Genomic DNA, 24,721 nt, shown 5'->3' with positions numbered 1-24,721 from the left:
AGGGGCGGAGGTGTTCACTATGGCACAACAATACCGCTGCCCGAACTGTAAAACGAACCGGTCACGCTTTAACATTATTGAGCAGGTGGCTAAACCGGTAAAATTGGATGCGCAGACAGGTGACATTTTAAACGACTACACCGAAGAAGACCCGGAAGTCTTTCACATCACATACAACGGCCCGCAATACCGAATCCAGTGCGGCGTATGCGGTCTCGTTGAAGACGAAATGACCTTCAAGAAATTCGCTCAATATGATAATCAAACCTGATATTATTCGCAACATACGGGTGGTGCCTGGCATTACCCGTATTTTCTTCATGCCCCATCTGCTTTACACGTGTTAAGCGGTTTCATATAATAGGGGTAGTGACCGTACATTTCGAGGAGGGAATAGAATGAGCGAGATTCAAGAGGGTACTTTGCTTTGGCAGCCCGATAAAAAGAGAAAGCAACAATCAAAAATCTATCAATATATGAAATGGCTGGAACAACATAAAAATTTACATTTTGATGATTATCATTCGCTTTGGAAATGGTCGACAGATGAACTGGAACTGTTTTGGAAGTCAATCTGGGAGTACTTTGACATTCAGGCCAAACAACCGTACAGAACCGTGTTAACCACACACAAAATGCCTGGTGCCAAATGGTTTCCTGAAGCAACCATCAATTATACGGAACATATTTTCAGAGACCGTGACAATCTTGAACCCGCTATCATTCATGCCTCCGAAACGAGAGAGACAAATGAAATAACATGGGGACAACTTTATAAAGATACCGCCGCATTACAACAAACACTCAAAAACCTTGGCGTAACAAAAGGTGACCGGGTTGTTGCTTATGCAGCCAATATCTACGAAACAATCGTTGCGTTTCTTGCAACTGCAAGTCTTGGAGCAATTTGGTCCAGTGCGTCACCGGATTTTGGTACACAGAGTGTGATTGACCGCTTCAAACAAATTGAACCAAAAGTAATGGTAACGGTTGACGGCTATAGCTACGGAGGGAAAAAATTCGACCGGATGCCGGTCGTTAAAAATATCCAAGCAGAACTTCCAACGCTGGAAGCAACAATCGCAATACCATATTTAAAAGAAAACCCAAATTTTGAAAGTTTGAAAAACGCCACCGAATGGCAAGTTGCTGTCGAAACAGATGAAAAAGCCGAATTAACTTACGAGCACGTTCCATTCAATGACCCATTATGGGTATTATTTTCTTCCGGAACAACCGGCAAACCGAAACCAATTGTTCAAAGTCAGGGCGGTATTTTGCTTGAGCACCTAAAAGCGCTGACCTTCCATGCCGACCTTGGAAAAGGCGACCGATTCTTCTGGTTCACAACGACTGGCTGGATGATGTGGAACTTCCTTGTAGGCGGGCTGCTGACAGGAAGCACCATTATTTTATATGACGGAAATCCGGCATATCCGGATAAAAAAATGCTCTGGAAATTTGCCCAGGACACGAAAATGACCACTTTTGGAACAAGTGCAAGCTACATTACTGCATGTATGAAGGATGAAACCCTTGTACCCGGTAAGGAATTTGATCTGAGCCATCTGGAAAACATCAGTTCAACCGGATCACCACTTCCACCTGAAGGATTCCAGTGGTGCTATGATCATGTAAAAGAAGACATTTGGATTGCGTCGGCAAGCGGCGGCACCGACGTCTGCACGGCTTTTATTCTCGGTGTGCCAACATTACCGGTTTATGCCGGTGAACTCCAGTGCCGCGGTCTTGGTGCAAAAATTGAAAGCTTTGATGATGACGCACATTCCCAAGTCGAAGAAGTCGGCGAACTTGTACTGACCGAACCATTCCCGTCCATGCCAATCTATTTTTGGAATGATGAAGACGGCAGCCGAATGCATGACAGTTATTTCGACATGTTTGACGGCATCTGGCGGCACGGGGACTACCTTAAAATCACTGATCGGCACACATGTGTTATTTACGGGCGTTCCGATGCAACCATTAATCGCGGAGGCATCCGCATCGGCACAAGCGAAATTTATCGTGCAGTCGATCATGTAAAACAGGTTGCTGACAGTTTAATTGTTGATATACCAGGAGGCAATGGCGACTCCTATACACCGCTATTTGTGACCATGCAAGACGGCGAAGAATTAACAGAAGATGTTAAAAAGACCATTAAAAAAGAAATCCGGGAAAAGTGTTCTCCAAGACACGTCCCAACCGGAATTCATCAAGTTCCGGAGTTGCCAAAAACTTTAAACGGCAAGAAACTTGAGATTCCGGTCAAGAAAATTTTGATGGGTAAGCCGGTCGAAAACGTGGTCAACAAAGGATCCTTGAGCAACCAGAATTCATTGGATTATTTTATTGCCTTTGCGGAAGAGCAGTTTGAACGAAAGTAAACAACATATAATATAGAAAAACGCCCTGGAAGGTCACTTCCAAGGCGTTTTTCATTTGCTTTTTCAACTGCATATTCCAACATCACTTCCCTGAATAAATGCCCTCTTTTACCTTATACCAAGCAGCCTATTTCTTAACCAAAAAACACCCTTACTGCCCCTTCTTCCCGAGTGGTTTTTAAGCAGTTGCTAATAAATTTCATAATTTCATCCTGCTGCCACGCACGGAAATCGTCACTTCCCTTTTTGCTTAATTCTTTATCGTATAGTTGGTTATACCTTTTCATTGCGTTTTCAACTTGGTCTGATGTCAGTGTCGCCACTCCGCCTGAACCGCTGACACCTGCATAATATTCGTTTGAATCAAGTAAATCATAGAGTAAGGGAGCAACCGAATCCCCCATTGTGAAACGGACATAACCTACTTCCTGTCCTTCTTTATTATATGAACTGATATCGTGTCCCAATCGTCCATCCTCCTTTGTTTTTACAACCGTGAACAAAACATGGAACGGTAAAGAAATATTCAATTGTAATCCGGTGAAATTAATTAACAATGACTTTGTGGCGGACTAAAATGATTTGCAATTAAATGGGTGAAAAAATAATGTGTGGCAAATTAACGTTGTGTAAGGTAAAAGGTTAGAAGTATTTATCGAAGCTTTTTCCGATGGGTGGCATGGACAAAAACTTCCCAAATGAAGTGGAAAAACAGGTAAGGCAGGAAACATGTGGAATATGCTTACAAAGATAATACAAAGTTTTGAATTAATTGTCAAATAAAATCGCGAGCGTTCTATGAAACTTTTTATAACCACTAAGGATTGCACCCGCCACCGGGAAAAACATAATGCATCTGATTAGTCACGATTCTTTTAATCAAGCAACATCCTGAATTTCCAATACTATTTATTCGGACTCGCCCAAATCAATCGGATAATATCTGACCAGTGACTTTGCGTACGCTCAATTTTCAGATTCGATTTTTCAACGATATCTATTATATTTCGGTTACAATGGCATCCGGCAGCTTTAACAAATAATGGATCAACCAGCTTTTGTGTATTCGAAACCATCCTATTGGAACTGATGCCATGTTCCATTAGCAGAACGGTTCCATCTTTTTTACACCAGTTGTTAAAATGATTCAATACCCGCGTCGGATTTGCGTAGCCGCACAAAGTAAGCGTAGAAACGATACAGTCAAACGAATTACTTTCAAACTGCAATGTCTCAACATCTTCTTGCACTAGTTCTGCATCGATTTGACATGACAAGGCCGTTTGTCTTGCGGTTTTAATCATCTCCGAACTGAAATCCACACCTGTCAGATGAACATTTTCACGATTATAGAACTGAAAATTCGACCCGATACCAACTCCAACCTCCAGGACATCGCCATGTGCATCATTCAGTAGCTCCGTCCGCCACCTTGCAAGTGTCCGGTTGTTCAGCGCCCGTTTATACGTATCCACCTGTTTATCGTATTTTTTAATGAGTTTTTCTTTTTCCATTAACGATCAACTCCAATCAATCTATTATTTTACCGGTCTTCCGACAATCCAGCAAATCCAGCTCAAGAAAACTTAACAAAGGAAGTACAAAAAAATCCATGCTACAATACCAAAAGAGATACCTTACACTAAATGGAGATATTCAAAAATGGGTGGAAAACGAAAAGACAAAAGTTCAATGAAAAAACAGCATGACTTTACAAATGGAAGTATTTTCAAACATTTACTTATATTTTCCGGACCACTGATGCTGACGAACCTGCTGCAGACATCGTACCAGTTCGCAGACAGCCTTTGGGTCGGGAACCTGCTTGGGGCTAATGCACTTGGCGCGGTGGCAATTTCAAGCACAATTATTTTTACCGTTCTTTCATTTGTGCTTGGGCTCAATAATGCCGCCCTGACGATTCTTTCCCAGCAAAAAGGGAAGGACAATGAAGCCGGATTGAAACGCTATTTAAATGCATTTGTTGTTATTTTGACGATTCTGGCACTGACACTTAGCGTACTCGGATTTATTTTGGCCGAGCAGCTGTTGCAACTTTTGGGCACACCGGGAAATATGCTTGGTGATGCGGAAACCTACCTACAGATCAACTTTCTCGGAATGTTGTTCTTATTCGGCTACAATTTTATCAGTACTGTACTCAGAGCAATGGGTGACAGCAAGACCCCGCTCCGATTCGTGGTGATTGCCGTCCTGCTTAATATCATTTTAAACCCATTGTTTATAGCCGGGTTGAATCTGGGTATCAATGGAGCAGCATATGCTACCATTGTAGCACAGGGTACAGCGTTCTTGTACGGTGCTGTGTATGTGTTATCGAAAAAACTGGCCCCGTTCAGTACACCGACAATCCCCTCAAAGCAAGAGGTGGGTTTGATATTAAACTTAGGCATTCCAGCCGGGCTGCAGATGGCAGTTATTTCAGCCGGTTCAGCAGCCATAATGAGTGTTGTCACGGTTTTTGGCAGTGGTGTTGTAGCCGGATTCGGAGCAGCCCAGCGTCTGGACAAGATTTTAATGCTGCCGGCTCATGCACTGGGGACAGCTGTGAACAGTATGTCCGGACAGAACATCGGCATTCGTAATTGGCAGCGGGTTAAAGAGATTGCCAGATATGGTGTGCTTTACAACTTTTCAATAATGCTGCTGGTTGGAATCATCGTGGTGTTGTTTGCGGAATATGGCATTCGGCTGTTCGTTGATGATGCTGAGGCAGTGGCATTTGGAACGAAATATTTGCAGATTATAGCCTTGTGTTATCCGTTTCTTGGCATCAACTTTATTTTGAATGGCATTGTCAGGGCATCCGGTGCGATGTATCAAGTTCTCGTGTTAAATATCATCTCGTTCTGGGTGCTGCGTTTTCCATTAAGTTACGTTTTTTCCATATGGTTCGGCGATACAGGGATCCCGCTTGGTATGGGCACCAGTTTCCTGCTGAGCAGTCTCGTGGCATTCATGTACTTCCGATTTGGAAAATGGCGTGAGAAACAATTGTTTTCCAGGGCAGGCTCCTGATCCATTCATTGAAGAAAAATGAGGGTTTAGTTTCTAAACGATAACCCCTCTTTCTTCAATGCGGACCTAAGTTTAGGTAAAGAAGCTGGTCCCATCCCATGAAATTGCAGAATCTCCTTTTCATTAAACTTTGATAACTTTTGCAACGAAGTTATCCCATTGTTTTCCAAAGCGCGTCTTGCTGGTGCCGAAAGTACCGAAAGAAACCCATTATCTGGTTTGCGTTCCCGCTCGCAAATTGGACAGGTTGGGCAATCACTGCTTTTATAATATTTGTGTCCTTTGCTGCAGATCCTTAAATTTTTTTCTGAATTTGACATAAACAAATTGCTCCCTTCATTTATTTCTTATCTTTACTTAACACCCTGCTAATAGCCGTTCACTAATAAGGTGCTAATCTGTAATACAGATTAGCACCTTATTATATAATCTGATAGTAATTGGATTTCAATACTTCGTCAAATCAATTTAATTTTTTTGCCTATCCATCTTCCTTTATAAAAAGGAGAACATCACCACGAACTACTTTGTCACCAACTTTCACTGTTAATGTCTCGACTGTTCCGCTCGTACCAGTCAAAATTTGCTTTATTTTTCCTTGTTCTTCCCGAATCATTACTAACAATTGCTGATCGCAAACCTTTCCTCCTGATTCCACCTTGATGCTTTCCACATTTCCTTTAACCGGGCTTGTGATAATTTGTCCATAACCCCAGCGGCTTGGGAATACTTCATACTCTACCATTAAAAAATTCAGCCCCTTCATGAATGGATTATATTGCTCTCACGTTTTAAAGACCGGATTTCCAATTTACTGTATATTAATAATTATACGACTTCATATTAATCGAAACAATATATAATTTAGATTAAATTAATCTGTTTTTGATATGAATGGCGAATAAAAAAAGAAACGGACGCTTTTCTTATTTCAGAAATGCGCCCGATAATATTTGCTGGCTTTGTTAAAGTAATTCGCAGCTGATTATATACCCAGGACAGTATATCGTGCCAAAAACTAATCTTCCGTGTTAGTATCATATTTTTGACGGATAGATTTCTTGGCTTTTTCAAAATCCTGAGATTTCATACTCCACAAGTCATCCCATATTTGGTTTTTTAGTTCAGTTAACTTGTCCATCCGCTCATCCTGCTTATCACCCAGTGCTAAAGCAAAGTCTGTGTTTATCTTTTCTACTTCATAATTTAAATAATCAATTGCCTTATCAAAGTTATGCCGTTCGCGTCTATATCGGTCAACCCATTCTCCTCTTATATCACGGATCATTTTGGTACGCTTAACTGCCTCAGATCTTGCTTCACCCATGGAATTTGCTTTCCACATATGCCATTTACCCGCTATTTCAGCCGATCTATCAAATTCCTCCTGTAGATGGGACTGATTTTGGACATTTGTGTATGTACCATCAGCGGCTTCTGCTACATCCTTTAATTGTTTTTGGCCCTTATTATCCACATTGAACCCAAGAACGTTAACAATCGGATTAATATTGGCATTTGCTAAACTTTTAGCCTGCTTAACAGGGTCACCACCACATGTTCCAATTCCATCACTTACAATATAAATAATGTTTGTATTATTCTTGCCTTTTGAGCCATTCAAATCCTTTTTGGCAAGCTTTATAGCATCAGCAAGCGGTGTCCAACCAGCTGGACTGAATGCATCCAACGCCTGATCAAACGTCTTTTTCTTATATGGTTTCATTCCATATATAAGTTTATTACTTGAACAAGAAAGCTTTTTATCTGCCTCTGATCCACTTCCTATTTTTGCACGTCCCCTAAAATTTGGAATAGCCCAAAAAGTTTCTTAAGTTTTAGGTGACTCTGAGCAACACCTAAAGGATAATATTATTTCCAATCTTTAACCATACTATATGAACAGTGCTAAAAAATAGTCGGTACTAGTCCGCCATCCATGCGGATTGGGGACCCTTTAAATGCGGATGCATAAGGACTACACACAAATGTAATTAGCCTGCCTATTTCAGCAGGCCTGATAAATCGCTGTATTTCAGATTGAGGCAGGTTTGTAGTCATAAATTCTTTCTCTTTTTCTGAAAAATTCATATCTTCATTAGGGTATATACCCTCAATTATTTGATGCACATTTTCGGAGAGTGTTGGTCCTGGCATGATCGTATTGACTGTGACTTCTTTTCCTATTGTTAATTTAGATAAACTTTTTGCCAACGATAATAGCATTGATTTTGTCATACAATACTGAGGCATTTGCCCTGAAGGCATAACTGCTTCCTCACTGGCAATAAAGATAATTCTTCCAAAATCATTGTTCAACATTTTAGGTAAATAAAATTTAGATAATCCATTTGCGGCAAGAACATTGGTACGGAAGTATTTTTCCCATACTTCATCGTCAACGTCCCCATATTGCATGATTTCGTAAATACCCATATTGTTAACTAAAATATCAATATTAGGGTGTTTTTTAAATAAAGATTCTCTTTGTTGAATATCCACAATATCGGCCGTTGCATTTTGAGGAGAGGTAGTCGGGAATGCTGATTTAATTTCATTTACAATTCGTTCTACTTTTTCATCGTTTCGTCCATTGATTAGTACATTAACACCTTCTTCGGCAAGTTCAATGGCAATTGCTTTACCTATACCTTTCGTTGATCCTGTAACTAAAGCTGTCTTATTGTTTAATCCCATATCCATCATACATTTCCCCTTTTAATTTACTTGAAGCAGTTTTTATTAGGTTTTTTTAACATGTCAATTTATTGAGTTTTTCCCAAATGTTCAGTACGCCAATTTGAAGGAGTATCATCTTCCCAAAGGCGAAAAGCCCGATAGAACGAGTTTTGGTCTTCATATCCAATTAGGAAGGCGACTTCACTTATATCGAGCGAGGGATCTGCTAAGTACTTCCGTGCACGCTCGTGTCGGACTTGTGTCAACAGATGCTTGAAGCTTGTTCCTTCGTCAGTAAGACGTCGCTGCAATGTGCGGTTGCCCATCCCCAACTCGTCTGCGACAGTCTGAATATCGGGACGCCCTCCCGTCAGGCTACGTTTCAAGACCCACTTAACCATCTCGGTGATTGGGTTGCTGCGCTGTTGCTCATCCAAAGACTGGTCCAATACGGGAGCCAAAATCTCCAGCAATTCTTCGTTGTACGTGACAAAAGGACTGTCCAAGTCACTTCTATAAAGTGTTAATTTGTTACAATTTCCACCGATTTGGATATGACAGCCGAAGTAATCTTCAAGTAACTTTACGTCGCCCATTGAATGTGAAAATTCGACAGACCTTGCCGTCAAAGGTTGACCTGTTCCCCTGCGCCCCAGCTCCAGAAGAAATGCCAGCGTGATACCAATCAGCATCGGCGGACCAGGTTGCTCAGTGTATAACCATTTCAGTTCGATTGTGCAATGCTCATCTTCCTCGGTGATAAGTAAATTTTCAGGGGGACACATTTGCTTGTACCGAGCCATTCGCGTTAGAGCGTCGCGGTAGTCACGAGCGTGATAAGCTGCTAGTACGGTCGGTGGGTAATGAACAGTTTCAAATCCGGTCGCAAGCTTGATAATCCCCTTGGCAGTGTCATCGATGAGATCGGAATAAGCCTGCCAAATTAAGAAATATTGGGTGGCGTTGACAACTGGTTCATTAATAATAGTAAGTGGAAGCCCTGCTTTTCGAACCACTTCATGTGGGGATATTCCTAACTGGCGTAATCCTTTCCAAAATCCTGTCGGGAATTTAATACGAGTAAAAGACGTCATTTATAAAGCCCCCTTAAGCCTTTCTATACATTCACTGATTTTGATTGTGTTCAGCCTTGTTGGCGGGACAGTTATTATATTACCAACCCAATGTCGCTTTGTAACTAGCAAAGAACGACATTCCACTTGCTATTTACGTCAAATAAATCCCTTTTGTTGATATGTTTAAAGAATGCATAAGCTTTTCCATTATCATAAAAAATCCTGCTTTTCTTCTTCAGCAATAACCCTTATGAACAAAACGAGCGCAGTTACTTGTCAGTAGTCTTCGGCGGGAGACTCCCCGGGGAGGGAGGTGATTGCCTATGGACATTGTGAGTGCGCTAACGCTTAAGATATCTTTGGGATGTTAGTAGCGTTTATCGTTTCTGATAAAAACCATAAAAAATAACCCCTCACTGAACTGCACCCTGTCAAGTAGACAGTAAAAATAATAAAAAATAAGTTAAGCGGCTTTGGTTCTATATTCATAAGGGCTAAGGTCGTTTAGATTTTCTTGATAACGTCTACGATTATAAAATTCGATATATTCCTCAATTGCCTTTTCCAATTCTTCGAAGGAATTATACGTGTTTAAATAATACTCTTCCGATTTTAATGAGCCCCAAAAGGATTCCATCGGACCATTATCAATACATCTGCCAACGCGTGACATACTTTGCGTCATGCCTGCTTTTTCAAGTTTTCGTTTAAACGTTTTGGAAGTATACTGAAATCCGCGATCGCTGTGCAATATTGGTTTAGCTTTGGGTTCTGCTTTCACTGCCTTATCAAAGGTTTCAAAAACCAATGGATTATTATTTGATCGACTTAATACATAACTGATAATCGATCCGTCATATAAGTCGCGAATTGCACTTAAATAGGCTTTTGAACCCTGTCCATACTTGAATTCAGTAACGTCCGTCACCCATTTCTCGTTTGGCATGTCAGCCGTAAATTCACGGTTTAATGTATTTTCGGCAATGTGCTGAGGTGTAGATTTAATATAGGGGTTTCGTTTCCTTCTGATAACTGCTTTGATACCGACGAGTCTCATGAGCCGGTAAATTCGTTTGTGATTATATTTACGTCCCAGTCGACGATTGATATTCATCTTCATCCGACGATAACCGTAAATACCATTGTGTTCTTCATGCACGGCGTATATTTCGGTGAGAAGCACTTTGTTTTGCTTTTCCTCTGCAGTAGGTATCCGATTCAGCCATTTATAGTAAGATGAACGCACAATCCCAGCCACTTCACATAAAAGTTTAATCGGAAAACCTTCATTCTCATGTAGTTCCTTGATTGCTGTAAATTCTCTTTCCAATCGAACCCTGCTTAGTGATCCCTCCTTTCGAGTTCCTTCAGCTTTTTTAGAAAAGCATTCTCCGCTCTCAGCCGTTCATTTTCCTTCTCTATCCTTTTGATTTCAAATTTTGTTTTTTCTTCAGGCGTCAGTTCTTCTTCTGTTTTGTTTCTTCCACGACCGTCCTTTAGACCATCCGCACCCCTAGATTCGTATTTCCGCACCCACTGATATACCTGCTGATAAGATACCTTATACTGTTCGGCCGTGCTTTGATAATTCTTACCTCTGGAAAGACAATCCAATACAATATTAATCCGTTCGCGCCATTCTGTCTCTCTTCCTTTGGCCATAGTATTTGTCCGCCCTTTCCTGTTTACGTTCATTACACTATGACCATTATACTTTTTAATCCATTGCCTTAAAACTCTTGGATCGGAAATCTCATATTTTCTTACTATATCCCTTAAAGAATATTTGCCAGATTCATAGTCTTTAATTGCTGAGCGTTTTAATTCCTCTGGGTATCTTTTCTTTGATCTAGCTTCCCGAAGCCCGTTCATACCATGTTTATTGTATTTTTCTTGCCAAGCTTTTATCGTTTGATGATGCACGTGATAAAAGGAACATATTTCATTTAACGAATACTCCCCCGATTCACACGCATGTAAAATCTTAATTTTTTCCTCTGAAGGACGACTCCTTCTTTTGTACATGAAAATACTCCCTTTAAAATAAACAGATTTTTATTTTTTAATCTGTCTACTTTAAGGGGAGCATATCACACAAGCGTATTGAGGGGTTATTTTTCATGTTTGCACACATTTTTATTTATGTTTATTTCTTTGTTCCTTCAACATCACTATCCGGCAACAAAACCATCTTTTTAAATAACTTACATCACCACTTGTCAAAAACGCCTTTCTATTCGATTAGAGCGCCCATAGATTGAATAAACCAATTTTCTGCTATTAGCTGGTATAATGGAATAACTTTAAAGCTAATGAAGCTTCTTAAAAGCTGCGTTTCCCTGCCCAAGCTCCTTGCATTTTACTAAGAAATACAATTTGCCCAATATGATATGCGTCGTGCAACGCTAAACTCTTCAGTTCAAACACTAATGAATTATCTTCTCCAGGGACCTGTCTATACAAATCTTCATGTCCTGATTTTGCTAGTATTTTTCCAAGTTCACGATGAACGAAAAAGTATTCTTGTTTTGTTTCCTTCCAATTTTCTAACGTCTGAGCTGGTAATCGAAATGTGGAATCATTATTTTCTGCCTGTGGTTCATTCGTTGTTTCACCAAGAAATCGCATCATAAATCTCTTTTCATAGAAAAGTAAATGACAAACTAATTCCCAAATGGAATTCATTGCCCCCCCATCAGGTTTCCAAATTGCCTGTTCAAAAGTGATATCCTCCAGCACTTTTTCAAGTGGTGGAAACCAGTCTTCTTCATCTAAGCAACTTGCCCATTGTTGTAACAAAAATGTCCTTACATCCATTTTCTATTCCCTCCAATTTAATAAATAATCTTTTTGGTCAAAAATCACTTGCGACGTGTTGTTCTGGCATAGCTTACAATTTCAAGATGAACCATCGTACCAATCACCCATTACTGTAATTTGTAAATCATCTATAACTTTGCTCTTCATATTTATTTTTGGATTTAGTAAAATAGTTCCGTTCTGGAACAATTTATTTACTTTTGACCTTGAAATACCAAAGATTTCTGCTATTAGTTTATCTATTCTAAGATTAAAGTCATATTTATAGCAAAGTTTAATAGTAACCTTGTTAGATAGTGAATCAATTTTTTCTTTTCTTAACTCGTATCGTATATCTGTTTTTACATCATTACACAGCTTTCTTAAGTCATTGATTTGAAAAGCATAATGCCAGACAGTCTCTTTATCATTATCCATAAACTTTTGAATTAGAAAAGAATCAATTTTATTAATATTTACTCTCGATAAAACAGAGTAATTCCAAGTTCCCTCACACTCTACACATTTATAAATAAGCCAAATATCAACTACTTTTTGATTCGCATTTACCCTGAATTTCTCACTGCAATAAAACGCTGTGTTCGTTTTACATTTCCGACAATTTCGTTTTATATAAGGTGTTTCCTGGGCAATGATCTCGTAAGTGATTAAATGATTAAAACTCATAAACCGGTTCCTCCTATTTATTCAGAGGAACGCAAAAAGTGTTGATGGAGAAAATTTCCCATTTAAAAAGCGGAATACCTTACAGGTATCCCGCTGGAAGTAAAACAACTGACTATCCTGCGTTCCCTGTAATGGCTAAAAATAGGCACACTTCTCCCGTCATTGAACAATAATTCAAAAAAGAAATGCACTATTTAGTTACTAAACCATTACAGGTATGTTGGCATATCCAGTTTCACCTTCCGTATTTCTCCTATATTATTAGTATACCATTATTATCCTTTATTTCAATATCAGAATCGTCACAAAAATCCACCGCGAATTTCCAAGTCGATATTCAAAGAAAATTCCTCAATCGCTCTCCAACATATCCATCATCATCCCAATATCGTTACACCAAATTGTTGGTTGATCTGGATAATTATAATTGCTGCAACAACAAGTTCAATGACTAAAGATGTAAAAAAGACTACAGAAGAATGAAACTTAACCTGCAGGGAATATGCAATTAACCATATTAACAAGATAATAACTGGAATAATAATACCTGTCGTTGTGTTCATTACAGGAACTAAAACTAATCCAAACCAAGCTAAAAATAAACAAATTACAAAAAATAAAATTCCCAAAGTGATATTGACACTATGTATCGTTTTTTTAGTCAAAAGATAGTCCCCTTTTTAAAAATAATTATCTCCAACATAATTACTATTTCGATTTCGTTACAAAAATTCCTTCTTATTTTTTACAATCTGACCCTTATAAACAAAACGAGCGCAGCTCTTATTCGATATCTGCGCCCATCGTATTTTGGAGCAACTTAAATTAATCACTCCATTATTCAATTATCAAAAATATAATTGCCATAGCCGTTAATGCTGAAATGAGAATGTTTTCTTTCAAGCCGTCTTTTGCACTTATATGCGAAAGAATGCCGCCAATGCCTACGATAACAAATAATAAAGTTCCTAAGATTGCACTGAACGGAACCCAAAATCCAATGATTAATAACGCCGCTATAGTATCCTGGTTACGGCGGGTTCTTCGAAGCACACATATCTTAATTCGTGATTGGCCCACAGCATATTATGGCAAAAACTTTAATCGACTAAGAAAAGTCAAAACGAAAGTAGACCCTATGTATGTATTCCGATTTCGGCAAAGTATCCCGCCATTCCCGGAATAAAAATGACGAAAACGGGGACTACTCACACTAAAGGAGTGGGCCACATCCATTTTGAGCGTTACCCAGGTGCGGCAACGATTACTATGTTCAGGGGCATAAACAAAAAGATACCCAATAATTCAGACCAGATTGAAACATAAATTTATTTTCACTGGATGACTTGCAGTTTATGACCACATAGTGACAATATATGTATGATGACCCTGAATCCTCGCCATACCATATATTCCATAATCTGGCCCAAAAATAGCATATTGGGCGCTGATCTTACTCGGTTCTCGCGCCCTATCGTATTCCGGAAGACTAACCACTAAAATAGTTGTACCGTTGTCCTTCCTTAAGACACTCCTTTATTAGATTCACAAATTGAATTTAATACTTGTTCAACAAAAGCTTCAACCGCAGGTGACAACCATTTTTTCTTTTTCACCAGCATATGAGAATAAATGGGATCGAATTTTTCAGAATACCTTAGAATTTTTAACTTTCCTCTTTCTACTTCTTCTTTTACTGTCATATAAGGTAAAGCAGCAAACCCAATGCCACTCATAACCGTTTGTTTGATAGCTTCTATACTCCACAACTCCATGGTTTGAAAGTTGTGAATGTCATGCTTTAAAAGATATCTTTCAAACATTGTCCGATAACTACACCCTTCTTCATTTGTTATATAAAATTTTTGGGTAGTATTTTTCTTATATTCATCAAAATGATCTGGACCGTCATTACTGCTTACAAGAACGATTTTCTCTTCACCTAAAGAATAATGAATGCATTTTTCCAGATTTATTTCCGGATACAACATTAAGGCAACATCAACTCGTCCACTTAACAAGTCCGTTTGGTTTTGCCCACATGTACCATTGGTTAATATAAACCTGACGTGTGGATACTTTAAAGAATATTCCCTTATTATTGGACCTAATTTAGAGATGGTTAAAGACTCCGGTGCAGCCACCCTTAGTACTCCCTTTACTTCATGGGCGCTTTGCATATTTTTAATTTGCTCATGCGTAGAGATTAGATCTTCTGCTAAGGGAATTAATTCTCGACCTAAATGAGTAAGCTGCAAATTCCTTTTTACAAAAGTAAATAGTGCCCCGCCAATATCATGTTCGAGAGCCTGGATGTGAGTGGTTATAGTAGATTGAGTATAACCTAACTTCGAAGCTGCCCCTGTATAACTTCCTAATTCTACAATGGTCTGAAACGTTATAAGGTGTCTGATTTCCATACCATTTCTCCTTAAATTTTTGTGATATATCGAAAAAAATGATAATGCTTTTTGTTATTTCAATTTTATTTATGATCAATATTATCATACAATAAAAACTGGTAGAAAGTAAATGGGAGGAAAGTGAATGATATGAGTATACTAGCGTTTCTTTCATATGTCATTATTACATCAATTACACCTGGACCCAGTAACATCTTAATGTTGAACGAAGCCCAAAGATTTGGCTTTATGGGTGCATGGAGGTTCAGTGGCGGCATTTTAATAGGGTTTGCCGTACTTGGGATCGCTAGTGGGGTATTTACAACAGGTCTATACAATTGGATTCCTGTTTTAGAGCCATATTTTAAAATTGCGGGTGCAGCATATTTGTTTTATTTAGCTTGGCAAGTAGGTATTCGTAAAAGCTCAAAAAGGAATTCCATTGACTTGGAATCCTCTTTTCTTGCAGGTTTTACTATACAGATCATAAATATCAAAAGCATTTTGTTCTTTTTAACAGTAATGAGTGCTTTTATTTTACCGTTTAATAATTCTATTAAATCCATCATATTTTATTTAACATTAACCATTTTGCTAGGGTGGTCAGCGTTATTATTATGGTCAGGTTTCGGCTCAATCCTAAAAAACTTTCTTGCTAAACATGACAAGGCATTTCGAATAATCATGAGTGGCTTGTTGGTTTACTCTGCGGTAACAATTTTTCTTTAGCTACTTAATCATTTATAAATTTCAAAAAGGCGCATTACTCCAGGAATGCGTCCAATTCTTGAACAATCATTTTCAAATATTAGCTAGTATCACATCGGCCTTCAGATATATATGACTATACCACAAACCAATTAGTTAGAAGTTGCTTTCACATAAAGTGTTAACGAACTCCTATTCCCATTTCTACCATTGGCTTCCTCGACTCGCTTCCTCAATGATTATTCGACCCCCCTGTCTATTTGTTCTGGATGCGCCCTAGAAATACTAATCCGCAAAAACTTTTTCCGTTCCAGATAATCCGATAAATAAAATCCGTTTCCGGTTCTCACATTTTTTTAGGTTGGAAATATGCTTAGCGTACAAAATGTCCGAAATGTTGGCGGTAACCATATAGCTTATCCCCCTTTAAGTGATGGTTATGACATAGCATTTTTTACAATGTTGCGGTAGTAGCCTATGGTAAACAGAGCGAATACAAAATAGATAACCGTGTAAATCGCCATGACGATGGATACCGGAAACGTGATGTCCGACCGGATCATAAATGAAGCCGCCTTAATAGCAAAGATCGAATGCAGCATGCCGATCGATAGAGGGAGAAGGAACACGATGGCCTGCTTTCGTATAATGCCTTTCATGATCATATCCACGTCAAATCCGAGCTGGCGCAACGTCTTAAAGCTTTGCTTTTCCTGCTCGGCTTCAGTCATTTGCTTGAAGTACAAGATGCTGCCGGTTGAGATCAAAAAGACAAGTCCAAGGAAAGCTGCGATGAAAATGAGCAAGCCTGTTGTCTGCAGCATTTCTTTGTAATGCGTATAAAAATCATACGTTAATCGTTCGCCACTGATGTATTTTGCGTTGTATAGAGAGGAAGCTATGGCGAGCTCTTCCTTGTCCGGTACTTGAAACGTATCAAAGCGAATTTTTTTATAACCGGGCGTACCGGCCATTTGTTCTGCGATTTTGTCCATCGTCGCTTCTTTCACTAGCAGCTGTTTGCCGGGAGCATTTAAATTCATGATGTTCCTTTCCTTCAATGTCCTCAATGTATACATAACGGTCTGTCCATGCTGCTTCAGCTTTATTTCGGTCGGATATTGCTTCGACTGCTCATCTAAGTCCCCGGCAAGTGAGGCTCCAGCATCGTACAAAATGGCTTCGCCATCTGACGGCACGTTGAGGTCTGCGCCTGTTTGTTTAAGCTGTTCGGCCGGAAGCCATAACAAACTTTCTTCAAACTTGCGGGATTCGTCATTCGGATCAAGGATGATGCCCATCGTCAGAACCGCTTGAACGTCGTGGTGATTAACATCGATGCCTTCCTTCTCCAACTCCATCTTGAACGACAGCGCCTCCTGCCGCTCGTTTTCAAACATAAAATCATAAGGGAGATCGCGGCGGCTCTCTTGCTCTGCTGAGTAGTAGGAGGAGTAGGCCATGGAAATCAGCGTGATTGCCATGGCCGACAACACCGTAATCAAGGTAAGTGAGTTGGCATTTGCTTTCGTATGGTGCATCAGCGGAGCCATCGACAGGCTGTTTGTTAAGCCTAGATGTCCATCTTTACGTTTTCGGAACCAGTAAAAGCACCATCTGATCGTAACGCGAAACAATAAGTAAGTCCCTGCAACGATGGACCCGAGCACCAATGGTGCGTTGAGGAAGAACTGTTCATTGATATGACCCGATAATTCATAGCCGTATCCAATCAGCGCCAGACCGAGCAGGGCGAAAATAGCAGGTGCCACCGCTTTGGGCGGCTTAGCGAGGTCAGGCCGCTTTTCAGCTTGAAACAGATTCAGAAGGGTGCTGCGGTAAACCATCAGCATCATCTGAATGGAAGTGATGACGATGATGAGAAGATAGACCATCAACGTTTTAAAAGCCGCTGGTACGGAGAAACTGATGTCGACAATCCCTTCTAAGCCGAGCAGATTCAACAAAATCAGGACAAACAGCCTTGAAATCAACGCGCCGCAAATGATCGCAGCAAGTAGTGCACCTAATCCAAGCAGTATATTCTCGATCATTAGATATCGGGCTATCCAGCCTTTGGAAAGACCAATCAGCTGATATAGTCCGATTTCTCGACTGCGCCGACGCAGGAAAATGCCGTTGGCCGAGACGGTAAAGATCCCAACGATCACAATCAGCATGACTCCCGCAATTTGAAACCCGGCAGAGAAGTCAACGCTCGGATGTGTCATATTCTGAACTGCCTGATTGTGCTGTAGTGAGGTGAAGACAAAATACAGGCTCATACTAAAGATCAGCGCAAAGAAGTACAAATAATAATGCTTCACATTTTGCCGCATGCTGCGAAGCGCTAATTTAAAAACCGTCAACATGGTCACCCCCCAGTACAGCTTGCACGTCCATAATTTCATTAAAGAAGGCATGTCTTGTTTTATCGCCGCGGTACAGCTCGGAATAAATCTTCCCGTCTCTTAAAAACACAACACGGCTGCAATAGCTGGAGGCTACCGGATCATGGGTCACCATGACAACGGTGACGCCTCGCTGCTGATTCACCTTCTCCACCACGTCCAGTAACGAGGAAGCGGATTTGGAATCCAGTGCACCGGTCGGTTCGTCCGCAAACACGATCGAAGGCTGGTGGATCAAAGCGCGCCCGGCAGTTGTCCGTTGTTTCTGGCCTCCTGATATTTCATGCGGATATTTGTGCGACAGTGCTTTAATGTCAAGCACATCGGCGATGGCTGTGAACTCGCTTTCCGCTTTCCGTTTGCTCATTTTGCTAAAGGAGATAGGCAACAGTATATTTTCCTTCACTGTCAACGTGTCCAGTAGATTGTAATCCTGGAAGATGAATCCCAGCTTGTTGCGCCGAAAGGCGGAAAGTGCGGTATTACTCAGCTTGGAGATATCTGCGTCATCGATTAAAACCGTTCCGTCCGTAGTATGATCAATCGTGGCTAAGACGTTAAGCAATGTCGTCTTGCCTGAGCCGGAAGGGCCCATAATGCCAACAAATTCACTGCGGGTGACGCGTAAATCTATTCCTTTTAATACATGCTGTGCATTTCCTTTGGTACCAAATGTTTTGCGGACATTTCGTGCTTGTAAAACGGTTTCTCCTACATTCAACTGATCCATAACGCACCTCCAAATCATAATTGTTGCTTGATGATAGCTTTATTATACGGTTGGATTTTCCGCTTGTCGTACGTTTTACATGACAATCTGGCAAGACAACGTGACAATATTGTCAGGTTTACTATTCCACACCAAAAAACAGCCAGGAGCAATCCTGACTGCTTCATAGCTGGATATTACTCGCTCGCCCCTCTTCGGACAGCTTCGAATGCGTTGGGATCGACAAAGATCATTCGCATCACCGTACCTTTCGTTTGACCGGGTTGCGCTTTGAGGGTAATTCCTAATTTATCTGCAACGGTTTTTGCAAGATAGAGCCCAAGTCCGGTCGCTGCGTTTTGAATCCTGCCGTTTTTGCCCGTGAAGCCTTTGTCAAAGATACGCGGCAATTCGTGCGGCTGTATTCCCGGGCCTTCATCGATGACATCCAAAAAGACTTGACCTGTCTCCGTTACATCCGTCACAATCATAAGTGCCGTATTCGCAGGATTATATTTCACGGCATTCGTCAACAGTTGCCGAAGGATGAAGCGGCACCATTTTCGGTCTGTAATGGTCTTTACATCCGTTCCTTCGATACTGACTGCCAGATTTTTTTCCATACACCATGGCGCCAGCTCCCGTACTTCTTCCGCGGCAAGGCGCTGTATGGAGGTCAATTCAAGATCATAGTCTGATTCGATCGCGGTCAGACGTGTCATATGCAGCTTACGGTCGACCAACAAATACACCCGCAACCATTCCACTTCAATTTTACGTATTTCCGGATCACTTGGCCGGGCGTCCAGGATTAGCTTCATGGCGGTGAGAGGAGTCTTCACCTCATGGATCCACGAGGCCGTGAATTCATTCTCGATCAGTTGAGTTTCTTTATAGTCAGAAAGCTTTCGTTTGAACTGAAGGGAGGCCTCCCGTAAGAGGTCGTTGGTCATCTGATCTAGGCCGTCCCCAGGCTCAGGAAGTGTCTCAATCCAGTCTAAGTCCATGTCTTCCAGCAGAGCAGCCAACGCGGCGGCATATTTTGTCTCTCTTTTGAAACGCCATATAAAAAACAGGAGAAAGGACAGAATAAATAAGGCATTAAAATAAAGGAGAGAAGTAGATGTGACCTGGATGCCTTGATCAAGCAGGATCAGAGCATTGGCTAAGCCGAGCAAGCCGGCAAACAATAAAATCCAGCTTTTCCTTGCAACAACGTAACGGATAAACATGGCATGGTTTCCCCCTATCAGTACATGTTCATAATCTCTATAAAGTGATGGCCATATAGCCCAGCCCTTTTTTTGTCACAATAGTGTCTGCCAAATCGATCGTCTCCAGCTTCTGCCGCAAACGGGTTATATTCGCCGTGAGGGTATTGTCGTTCACGAACTGCTCGTCCTCCCACAGCTTTCGCATCAAGTCATGGCGAGAGATAATGACATTGTTCGATCTCACGAGCGTGATCAGTATAAAAAATTCGTTTTTTGTTAAATCGACTTCTTGCCCAGCGTTTCGAATTACACCTCGATTCAAATCAATTAAGGCGCCGTTCCATTCAAGAATATTCGATTGCTCTTCGCCATAAGCATATGTCCTCCGGATAATGGCTTGAATTTTGGCATAAAGCACGTCTGTATGAAACGGCTTCTGGATGAAGTCATCCGCCCCCATGTTCAGCGCCATGACCATATCCATTGGGTGATCGCGGGAGGAAAGGAAAACAATGGGTACTTTGGATACAGCGCGAATCTCACGAGACCAATGAAAACCGTCAAATTTCGGGAGTATGACATCCATGATGACGAGTTGAGGCTGTTGTTCAAGAAATGAATGCATCACACCTTCAAAATCATCTGGTCTCGTGACTCGGAACGACCAAGCCTCTAGACCTTTCTTCAACGCAGCAAACAAAGCATCATCATCTTCAACAACAAATATGTTTATCTTCATCGATCCGGCCTCCTAGTGTCGCAAATTTGACTGTTGTAAATAAAATAATTTGAGGTAACAAAGAATTATTCCTCATTAAGGATCATTGAACCCGAATACTTATTGTCTTGAAAGGCCAATGGTTATTTAGACCTGATATCAAGTACTTTATAATTTTCTGGTCTAACATTAACAACTAAATACTCTTTATCATCTTTCATTAAAAATCTCCCCTTATTCTACAATCTAGCCGATAGCAGAACAACACGAATTCCGTTTTCTACAGTAATTTTCTTAAATTAATTCATTTCGAATTCTCTTCCTTTCATACCATGCCTTATTCGGTCTGTCATCCGGATAACCCACTTTTCCCGGTACCTCTTTCTTTCATCCGTAAAGTCAAACCACTGTCTATCCGATTCCGGATTATTCGCAAAAGCTACAACACAGCGGAGTTGATCTTCCACACAACTATCAGTCCACACGCCCAAGCGTTGCTCCAAATCATTTAGCAATTCCGCTCCCTGCTTGTCCTTCACCTCTTCCAGTGAGAAAATCTGTAATTGATAAATTAGTTTCTCAGCCAGTTTATGACCGATGGAAGGGACCAGCTGAAATTCAGCCAGTCCTTTTAGTTCCTTTGCTCTTTCATACGGGACACTCAATATTTCAGCCAATTGCCCGGTGCTTTGACTATGTATCTCGCTTAAATTAATTTTGCTTTTCTCAACTCCGCCTTTTCATCAGGTGTCAATGGCAATTTTGGATTGGTCATGGTAATCAAACCCCTTTAACAATTTACTTGTTTTCAATAAGCCCGAAACCAACCCCGGTCGGATCAACCAAATATGCAAGGAAAAATGTGTCAAATTCCATTTTTTCACGGACGACTAAGGCTCCATGTGCTTTTGCGTTGGAGATTGTACCATCAATGGAATCAACCTCTATTTGGATACGTGTTCCGTGTGGATAGTCACTGGGGCCTTTGCTTATTCCGCCACTGATGCCCCTGCCTTCTTCCATCGATACCGGCCAGAATTCCCACTTTGGCTCGGAAACCTTCCATCCAAATACATCGGCATAGAATTTTGCTGCCTTTTTCGGATCCTGACTGTTGATTTCGAAACCAACCACTTTACCCATTTAACAACCTCTTTTCAAAAATGATTTATATTTCCCACTCTCTCCGCAAAATACCAAATAGGAGCATGTCTTCCGGCTTGCCATTCCTTAGCAGATATTCTCTATGTCCGCCTTCATGTCTGAATCCGCATTTTTCATAAGCTGCGATGGCACGCTTATTATTTTCAAATACTGTCAGCTGAATCCGGTTCAGATTAAGTTCGCTGAATGCAAATGCAAGTGCAAGTCTGAGAATTTCTTGACCATATCCTTTGTTCCAATTTGCTTTATCACCTATCCCAAGTGCCAGCCATGCATTACGGTTTGCCCAATCAATGGAGTCCAAAGCAACAAATCCTATCAAATCACCTGATTCCAGCACCCTTACAGAAAACAAATAGTCGCCATATTCTTTATGCTTTTTAACATACCATTCCTTCAGCTCTTCTTCTGTTTTTGGGAATGCGGGAGAAGCATCCATTAAATGCATAAACTCCTCGTCCTGATACCACTGTTCCATAACATTCAGATCCTCTTCTTTGAATCTTGCAAGTTTAATTTTATTTCCTTCTAATAATTTCATCTAACTTTCCCCCAATCGTTAAAATTCCACATAAAACGGCTGTACATCTTCATCTAAACAATGTTCAATCCGCTGCCTGAAGGTTTTCCAGGTAACCATGTCAAGTGCTTTTTCGAGCGGGAAATAGCCTGCCTCCAATGCCTCCCCAGTCGAAACTGGTTCTCCGCCCACCGGCTTTCCTAAGAATAAAGTATTACAAATAGACTTTGTGACATTTTGATAGACACCGCAGAACTTGGTAATCTCCACATCCACACCGCACTCCTCTTTTGTCTCGCGGATTGCCGCATCTTTCAGAGATTCACCTTCTTCCACCTGTCCCCCAGGCATTTCCCATCCCCGGCGAGGTCCTTTTATCAGTAACAATTCATTTTGATCATTTAAAATAATCGTTGCTGCTGAAACAATATGCTTCGGTGGTGTCATCATGTTCTACCTCCAATTTTGTCATCTATTAATTCAAATGCTTTTTCCAAATCCGCATCCTTGTCAATATGTCCCGGATTCCAAGGTATATAGATATCCGGCTGGATTCCAACACCACTCATTCCTTTGCCTTCATCCACAATCGATAATTTTGATGTAGGGTACCATAGTTCAAATTTGTTCTCCCATTCCATAACAGCAAGGTTGGCATAATCATTCAAACCTAACGTCGGCCTGCCGATTACCGTAACTTTTCCGGAGTTTTTGCATACCTCCACAAACGAGTCGCCGGAACTTCCACAATAAACATCTGTCAGAATAATTACCCGATCAGGACCGGAGCGCGTCTTTAATAGAAAACTTTCATCCATTCCCGCGGAGCCCAGCTCAACAAATCCTTTTCCTTTATTTTCGTCCAACTGTTTCATAAAGGCATTGACCTGGCTTTTGGTTGCATTATCGTCCACTGAGGCTATTAGATTATGAAACATCCTTTTTCTTAACTCAACATTTCGGTAAGTACAGTTTGTAAGCATTTTTCCTTCATCAAAACGCTTCAAATCGATCACTTCTCCATCAAACAGAAACGGCAGCAGGTCAAAATAGGCAAGGTCATCCCCGCCTTTATTTACCCGAACATCAATTATTAAGTTTTTCCTATCTGATAAAAGGCCGGTATTTTCCTGAATAAGCCTGGAAATTTCATTATGATTGGTGAAGTCCGTCAATTTCATAAACAAGGTGCTTTCAGATAACGCATGCAACGAATATTCCGGTACGAAGGGCTCTTTTTCGTATGCCGCTAATTCAAGTGTAAAAGTATTCCCTGACCTATCATTCACCTTGGCATATTTGTATTCGGAAAGAACCGCTCCCCAATTTTCTCTCTTTGCCTTTGTCTCCATCAATTGTCTTTTATGAACATTGACCAACTCTGCAACTCGCTTTCCATCCAGTTCGGAAATCACATAGCCAGGCTTTACCCTGCTTTCCTTTTCACTTGAAACAACGTAAAGTAAATCCCTATGCCTTCTTACCTTAAATCCAGCATACGTTGCGTTGGTTGTCTCGGAATTCATGCTATTCCTGAAGCTCATATGTAAATCTTTAAAGTCCAGCAGGTAATCCCTGACGATTTCCACAAATTTTTCATCATTCAAAGTGTCCTGTGCAGCAACCTGGTTTATTTTATTACGAAAAAAATCCGGATCATCCCAACCCTTTTTATCAATGCAGCCGGCATAATCTTCATGCAGGATGCTGACAACTTCATCGAATATCTTCGTGTACATCACGCAACCCCTAACCTGAATAATAATTTCCCATACGAAATTTGGACAAATAAAAATGGAATATCTACATTTCCTGTATCATTTCCACCCTGTTGCCAAATGGATCCCGAAATTCAAAACGTTCAAATCCGGGAATCGGAACGGAATCATATATCGTAATTCCATTTTGCTTTAACTGATCCTGCCAGTAAGATAAATCCTCCACCTGGTAGGCGATGTGTGCTTTTGTTTTAGACCGATCAACATCATCTTCAGTCCCAACGTGCAGCTGCTTGTCTCCAACCTGCAGCCAAAACCCGCCGCGTCCTTGCAGTGATTCAGGCTTTTCTATTTCAGGCAATTCCAGCACCCCACAATAAAAGTTTCTTCCTTCTTTTTCAGAACCTTTCGGAATAGTAATTTGAGCGTGATGCAGACCAAGAATCATATCAAAGTCTCCTTTTTTCTATATTAACTTAATCCTCAT

General features: G+C 40.7%; 27 protein-coding genes. 5 read left to right on the top strand and 22 right to left on the bottom strand.

Annotated elements, in window-relative coordinates; all coding sequences use genetic code 11:
• Nucleotides 1–19 precede the first annotated feature (19 nt).
• Together B1K71_RS01475 and B1K71_RS01470 are read left to right on the top strand one after the other, a co-directional pair.
• On the top strand, nucleotides 20–271 hold the full coding sequence (locus tag B1K71_RS01475) for a DNA alkylation repair protein (protein WP_077324247.1): 252 nt from the start codon (nucleotides 20–22) through the stop codon (nucleotides 269–271).
• Between the two features lie 127 nt (nucleotides 272–398).
• Entirely contained in the window at nucleotides 399–2,390 is a 1,992-nt protein-coding gene (locus tag B1K71_RS01470; protein ID WP_077324246.1) for an acetoacetate--CoA ligase, read from the top strand.
• 134 nt (nucleotides 2,391–2,524) lie between these two features.
• Here the strand turns inward: B1K71_RS01470 and B1K71_RS01465 are convergent, their stop codons facing one another.
• A complete protein-coding gene (locus B1K71_RS01465) occupies nucleotides 2,525–2,857 on the bottom strand; it encodes a hypothetical protein (protein ID WP_077324245.1) in 333 nt (110 codons plus the stop codon).
• Between the two features lie 438 nt (nucleotides 2,858–3,295).
• Nucleotides 3,296–3,904, bottom strand: a complete 609-nt coding sequence (locus B1K71_RS01460) for a class I SAM-dependent methyltransferase (RefSeq protein WP_077324244.1) — start codon at nucleotides 3,902–3,904, stop codon at nucleotides 3,296–3,298.
• Nucleotides 3,905–4,052: 148 nt separating this feature from the next.
• Here B1K71_RS01460 and B1K71_RS01455 point away from each other — a divergent pair, with 148 nt between their 5' ends.
• The gene (locus B1K71_RS01455) at nucleotides 4,053–5,429 is read left to right on the top strand and encodes an MATE family efflux transporter (protein ID WP_428848848.1); all 1,377 of its coding nucleotides are present in this window, start codon (nucleotides 4,053–4,055) and stop codon (nucleotides 5,427–5,429) included.
• Nucleotides 5,430–5,455: 26 nt separating this feature from the next.
• Here B1K71_RS01455 and B1K71_RS01450 read toward each other — a convergent pair whose 3' ends face one another.
• The 9 genes from B1K71_RS01450 to B1K71_RS01405 form a co-directional block, all read right to left on the bottom strand.
• Entirely contained in the window at nucleotides 5,456–5,749 is a 294-nt protein-coding gene (locus tag B1K71_RS01450) for an RNA polymerase alpha subunit C-terminal domain-containing protein (RefSeq protein WP_077324243.1), read from the bottom strand.
• A gap of 161 nt (nucleotides 5,750–5,910) precedes the next feature.
• Nucleotides 5,911–6,174, bottom strand: a complete 264-nt coding sequence (locus tag B1K71_RS01445; RefSeq protein ID WP_077324242.1) for a biotin/lipoyl-binding protein — start codon at nucleotides 6,172–6,174, stop codon at nucleotides 5,911–5,913.
• Between the two features lie 273 nt (nucleotides 6,175–6,447).
• The gene (locus tag B1K71_RS01440) at nucleotides 6,448–7,155 is read right to left on the bottom strand and encodes a vWA domain-containing protein (protein WP_077324241.1); all 708 of its coding nucleotides are present in this window, start codon (nucleotides 7,153–7,155) and stop codon (nucleotides 6,448–6,450) included.
• Nucleotides 7,156–7,337: 182 nt separating this feature from the next.
• The gene (locus B1K71_RS01435; RefSeq protein ID WP_077324596.1) at nucleotides 7,338–8,132 is read right to left on the bottom strand and encodes an SDR family NAD(P)-dependent oxidoreductase; all 795 of its coding nucleotides are present in this window, start codon (nucleotides 8,130–8,132) and stop codon (nucleotides 7,338–7,340) included.
• A 62-nt stretch (nucleotides 8,133–8,194) separates the two neighbouring features.
• Nucleotides 8,195–9,202: an AraC family transcriptional regulator gene (locus B1K71_RS01430; RefSeq protein WP_077324240.1), complete on the bottom strand. Its 1,008-nt coding sequence runs from the start codon at nucleotides 9,200–9,202 to the stop codon at nucleotides 8,195–8,197.
• A 445-nt stretch (nucleotides 9,203–9,647) separates the two neighbouring features.
• Nucleotides 9,648–11,209, bottom strand: a protein-coding gene (locus B1K71_RS20355) for an IS3 family transposase (protein ID WP_428848847.1) whose coding sequence is annotated in 2 segments (ribosomal slippage) — nucleotides 9,648–10,552 and nucleotides 10,552–11,209 — 1,563 coding nt in all. Because the reading frame shifts where the segments join, the coding sequence is not laid out codon by codon here.
• A gap of 297 nt (nucleotides 11,210–11,506) precedes the next feature.
• On the bottom strand, nucleotides 11,507–12,001 hold the full coding sequence (locus B1K71_RS01415) for a DinB family protein (RefSeq protein ID WP_077324238.1): 495 nt from the start codon (nucleotides 11,999–12,001) through the stop codon (nucleotides 11,507–11,509).
• Between the two features lie 81 nt (nucleotides 12,002–12,082).
• Complete coding sequence (locus B1K71_RS01410; RefSeq protein WP_077324237.1) at nucleotides 12,083–12,670, bottom strand: DUF1062 domain-containing protein; 588 nt, start codon at nucleotides 12,668–12,670, stop codon at nucleotides 12,083–12,085.
• A 377-nt stretch (nucleotides 12,671–13,047) separates the two neighbouring features.
• Nucleotides 13,048–13,335 (bottom strand): hypothetical protein, encoded by a 288-nt coding sequence (locus B1K71_RS01405; protein ID WP_077324236.1) that lies wholly within the window; start codon nucleotides 13,333–13,335, stop codon nucleotides 13,048–13,050.
• A 218-nt stretch (nucleotides 13,336–13,553) separates the two neighbouring features.
• On the opposite strand from B1K71_RS01405, the gene B1K71_RS20350 reads away from it, so the two are divergent.
• Nucleotides 13,554–13,856 (top strand): BBE domain-containing protein, encoded by a 303-nt coding sequence (locus B1K71_RS20350; RefSeq protein WP_077324235.1) that lies wholly within the window; start codon nucleotides 13,554–13,556, stop codon nucleotides 13,854–13,856.
• 337 nt (nucleotides 13,857–14,193) lie between these two features.
• On the opposite strand, the gene B1K71_RS01395 is transcribed toward B1K71_RS20350, so the two are convergent.
• Nucleotides 14,194–15,090 (bottom strand): LysR family transcriptional regulator, encoded by an 897-nt coding sequence (locus B1K71_RS01395; protein WP_077324234.1) that lies wholly within the window; start codon nucleotides 15,088–15,090, stop codon nucleotides 14,194–14,196.
• Between the two features lie 132 nt (nucleotides 15,091–15,222).
• Between B1K71_RS01395 and B1K71_RS01390 the strand changes: the two genes are divergently transcribed.
• Nucleotides 15,223–15,801: a LysE family translocator gene (locus B1K71_RS01390; RefSeq protein ID WP_077324233.1), complete on the top strand. Its 579-nt coding sequence runs from the start codon at nucleotides 15,223–15,225 to the stop codon at nucleotides 15,799–15,801.
• Between the two features lie 416 nt (nucleotides 15,802–16,217).
• On the opposite strand, the gene B1K71_RS01385 is transcribed toward B1K71_RS01390, so the two are convergent.
• The 10 genes from B1K71_RS01385 to B1K71_RS01340 all read right to left on the bottom strand — a co-directional run bounded on the left by B1K71_RS01385 (nucleotide 16,218) and on the right by B1K71_RS01340 (nucleotide 24,682).
• A complete protein-coding gene (locus B1K71_RS01385; protein ID WP_245799122.1) occupies nucleotides 16,218–18,152 on the bottom strand; it encodes an ABC transporter permease in 1,935 nt (644 codons plus the stop codon).
• A complete protein-coding gene (locus B1K71_RS01380; RefSeq protein ID WP_077324232.1) occupies nucleotides 18,136–18,921 on the bottom strand; it encodes an ABC transporter ATP-binding protein in 786 nt (261 codons plus the stop codon). The genes B1K71_RS01385 and B1K71_RS01380 overlap by 17 nt, the downstream gene beginning before the upstream one ends.
• A 176-nt stretch (nucleotides 18,922–19,097) precedes the next feature.
• Complete coding sequence (locus tag B1K71_RS01375; protein ID WP_077324231.1) at nucleotides 19,098–20,132, bottom strand: sensor histidine kinase; 1,035 nt, start codon at nucleotides 20,130–20,132, stop codon at nucleotides 19,098–19,100.
• 37 nt (nucleotides 20,133–20,169) lie between these two features.
• Nucleotides 20,170–20,853: a response regulator transcription factor gene (locus B1K71_RS01370; RefSeq protein WP_175631793.1), complete on the bottom strand. Its 684-nt coding sequence runs from the start codon at nucleotides 20,851–20,853 to the stop codon at nucleotides 20,170–20,172.
• A 278-nt stretch (nucleotides 20,854–21,131) separates the two neighbouring features.
• A complete protein-coding gene (locus B1K71_RS01365; protein ID WP_342742102.1) occupies nucleotides 21,132–21,509 on the bottom strand; it encodes a helix-hairpin-helix domain-containing protein in 378 nt (125 codons plus the stop codon).
• Between the two features lie 121 nt (nucleotides 21,510–21,630).
• Complete coding sequence (locus B1K71_RS01360; RefSeq protein WP_077324230.1) at nucleotides 21,631–21,975, bottom strand: VOC family protein; 345 nt, start codon at nucleotides 21,973–21,975, stop codon at nucleotides 21,631–21,633.
• Between the two features lie 25 nt (nucleotides 21,976–22,000).
• Nucleotides 22,001–22,537 carry a GNAT family N-acetyltransferase gene (locus B1K71_RS01355; RefSeq protein ID WP_077324229.1) on the bottom strand — a complete coding sequence of 179 codons (537 nt, stop codon included), beginning with the start codon at nucleotides 22,535–22,537 and terminating at the stop codon, nucleotides 22,001–22,003.
• An 18-nt stretch (nucleotides 22,538–22,555) separates the two neighbouring features.
• Nucleotides 22,556–22,963, bottom strand: coding sequence for an NUDIX hydrolase (locus B1K71_RS01350; RefSeq protein WP_077324592.1), 408 nt, complete (start codon nucleotides 22,961–22,963; stop codon nucleotides 22,556–22,558).
• The gene (locus tag B1K71_RS01345; protein WP_077324228.1) at nucleotides 22,963–24,255 is read right to left on the bottom strand and encodes a S41 family peptidase; all 1,293 of its coding nucleotides are present in this window, start codon (nucleotides 24,253–24,255) and stop codon (nucleotides 22,963–22,965) included. Before B1K71_RS01345 ends, B1K71_RS01350 begins: the two co-directional genes overlap by 1 nt.
• Nucleotides 24,256–24,319: 64 nt before the next feature.
• Nucleotides 24,320–24,682 carry a VOC family protein gene (locus B1K71_RS01340; protein ID WP_077324227.1) on the bottom strand — a complete coding sequence of 121 codons (363 nt, stop codon included), beginning with the start codon at nucleotides 24,680–24,682 and terminating at the stop codon, nucleotides 24,320–24,322.
• Nucleotides 24,683–24,721 lie beyond the last annotated feature (39 nt).

Source organism: Virgibacillus siamensis (genome assembly GCF_900162695.1).
GTDB lineage: Bacteria > Bacillota > Bacilli > Bacillales > Amphibacillaceae > Lentibacillus > Lentibacillus siamensis_A.
The sequence above is the reverse complement of the archived record's forward strand: the minus strand, read 5'-3'. Positions and strand labels throughout refer to the sequence as shown.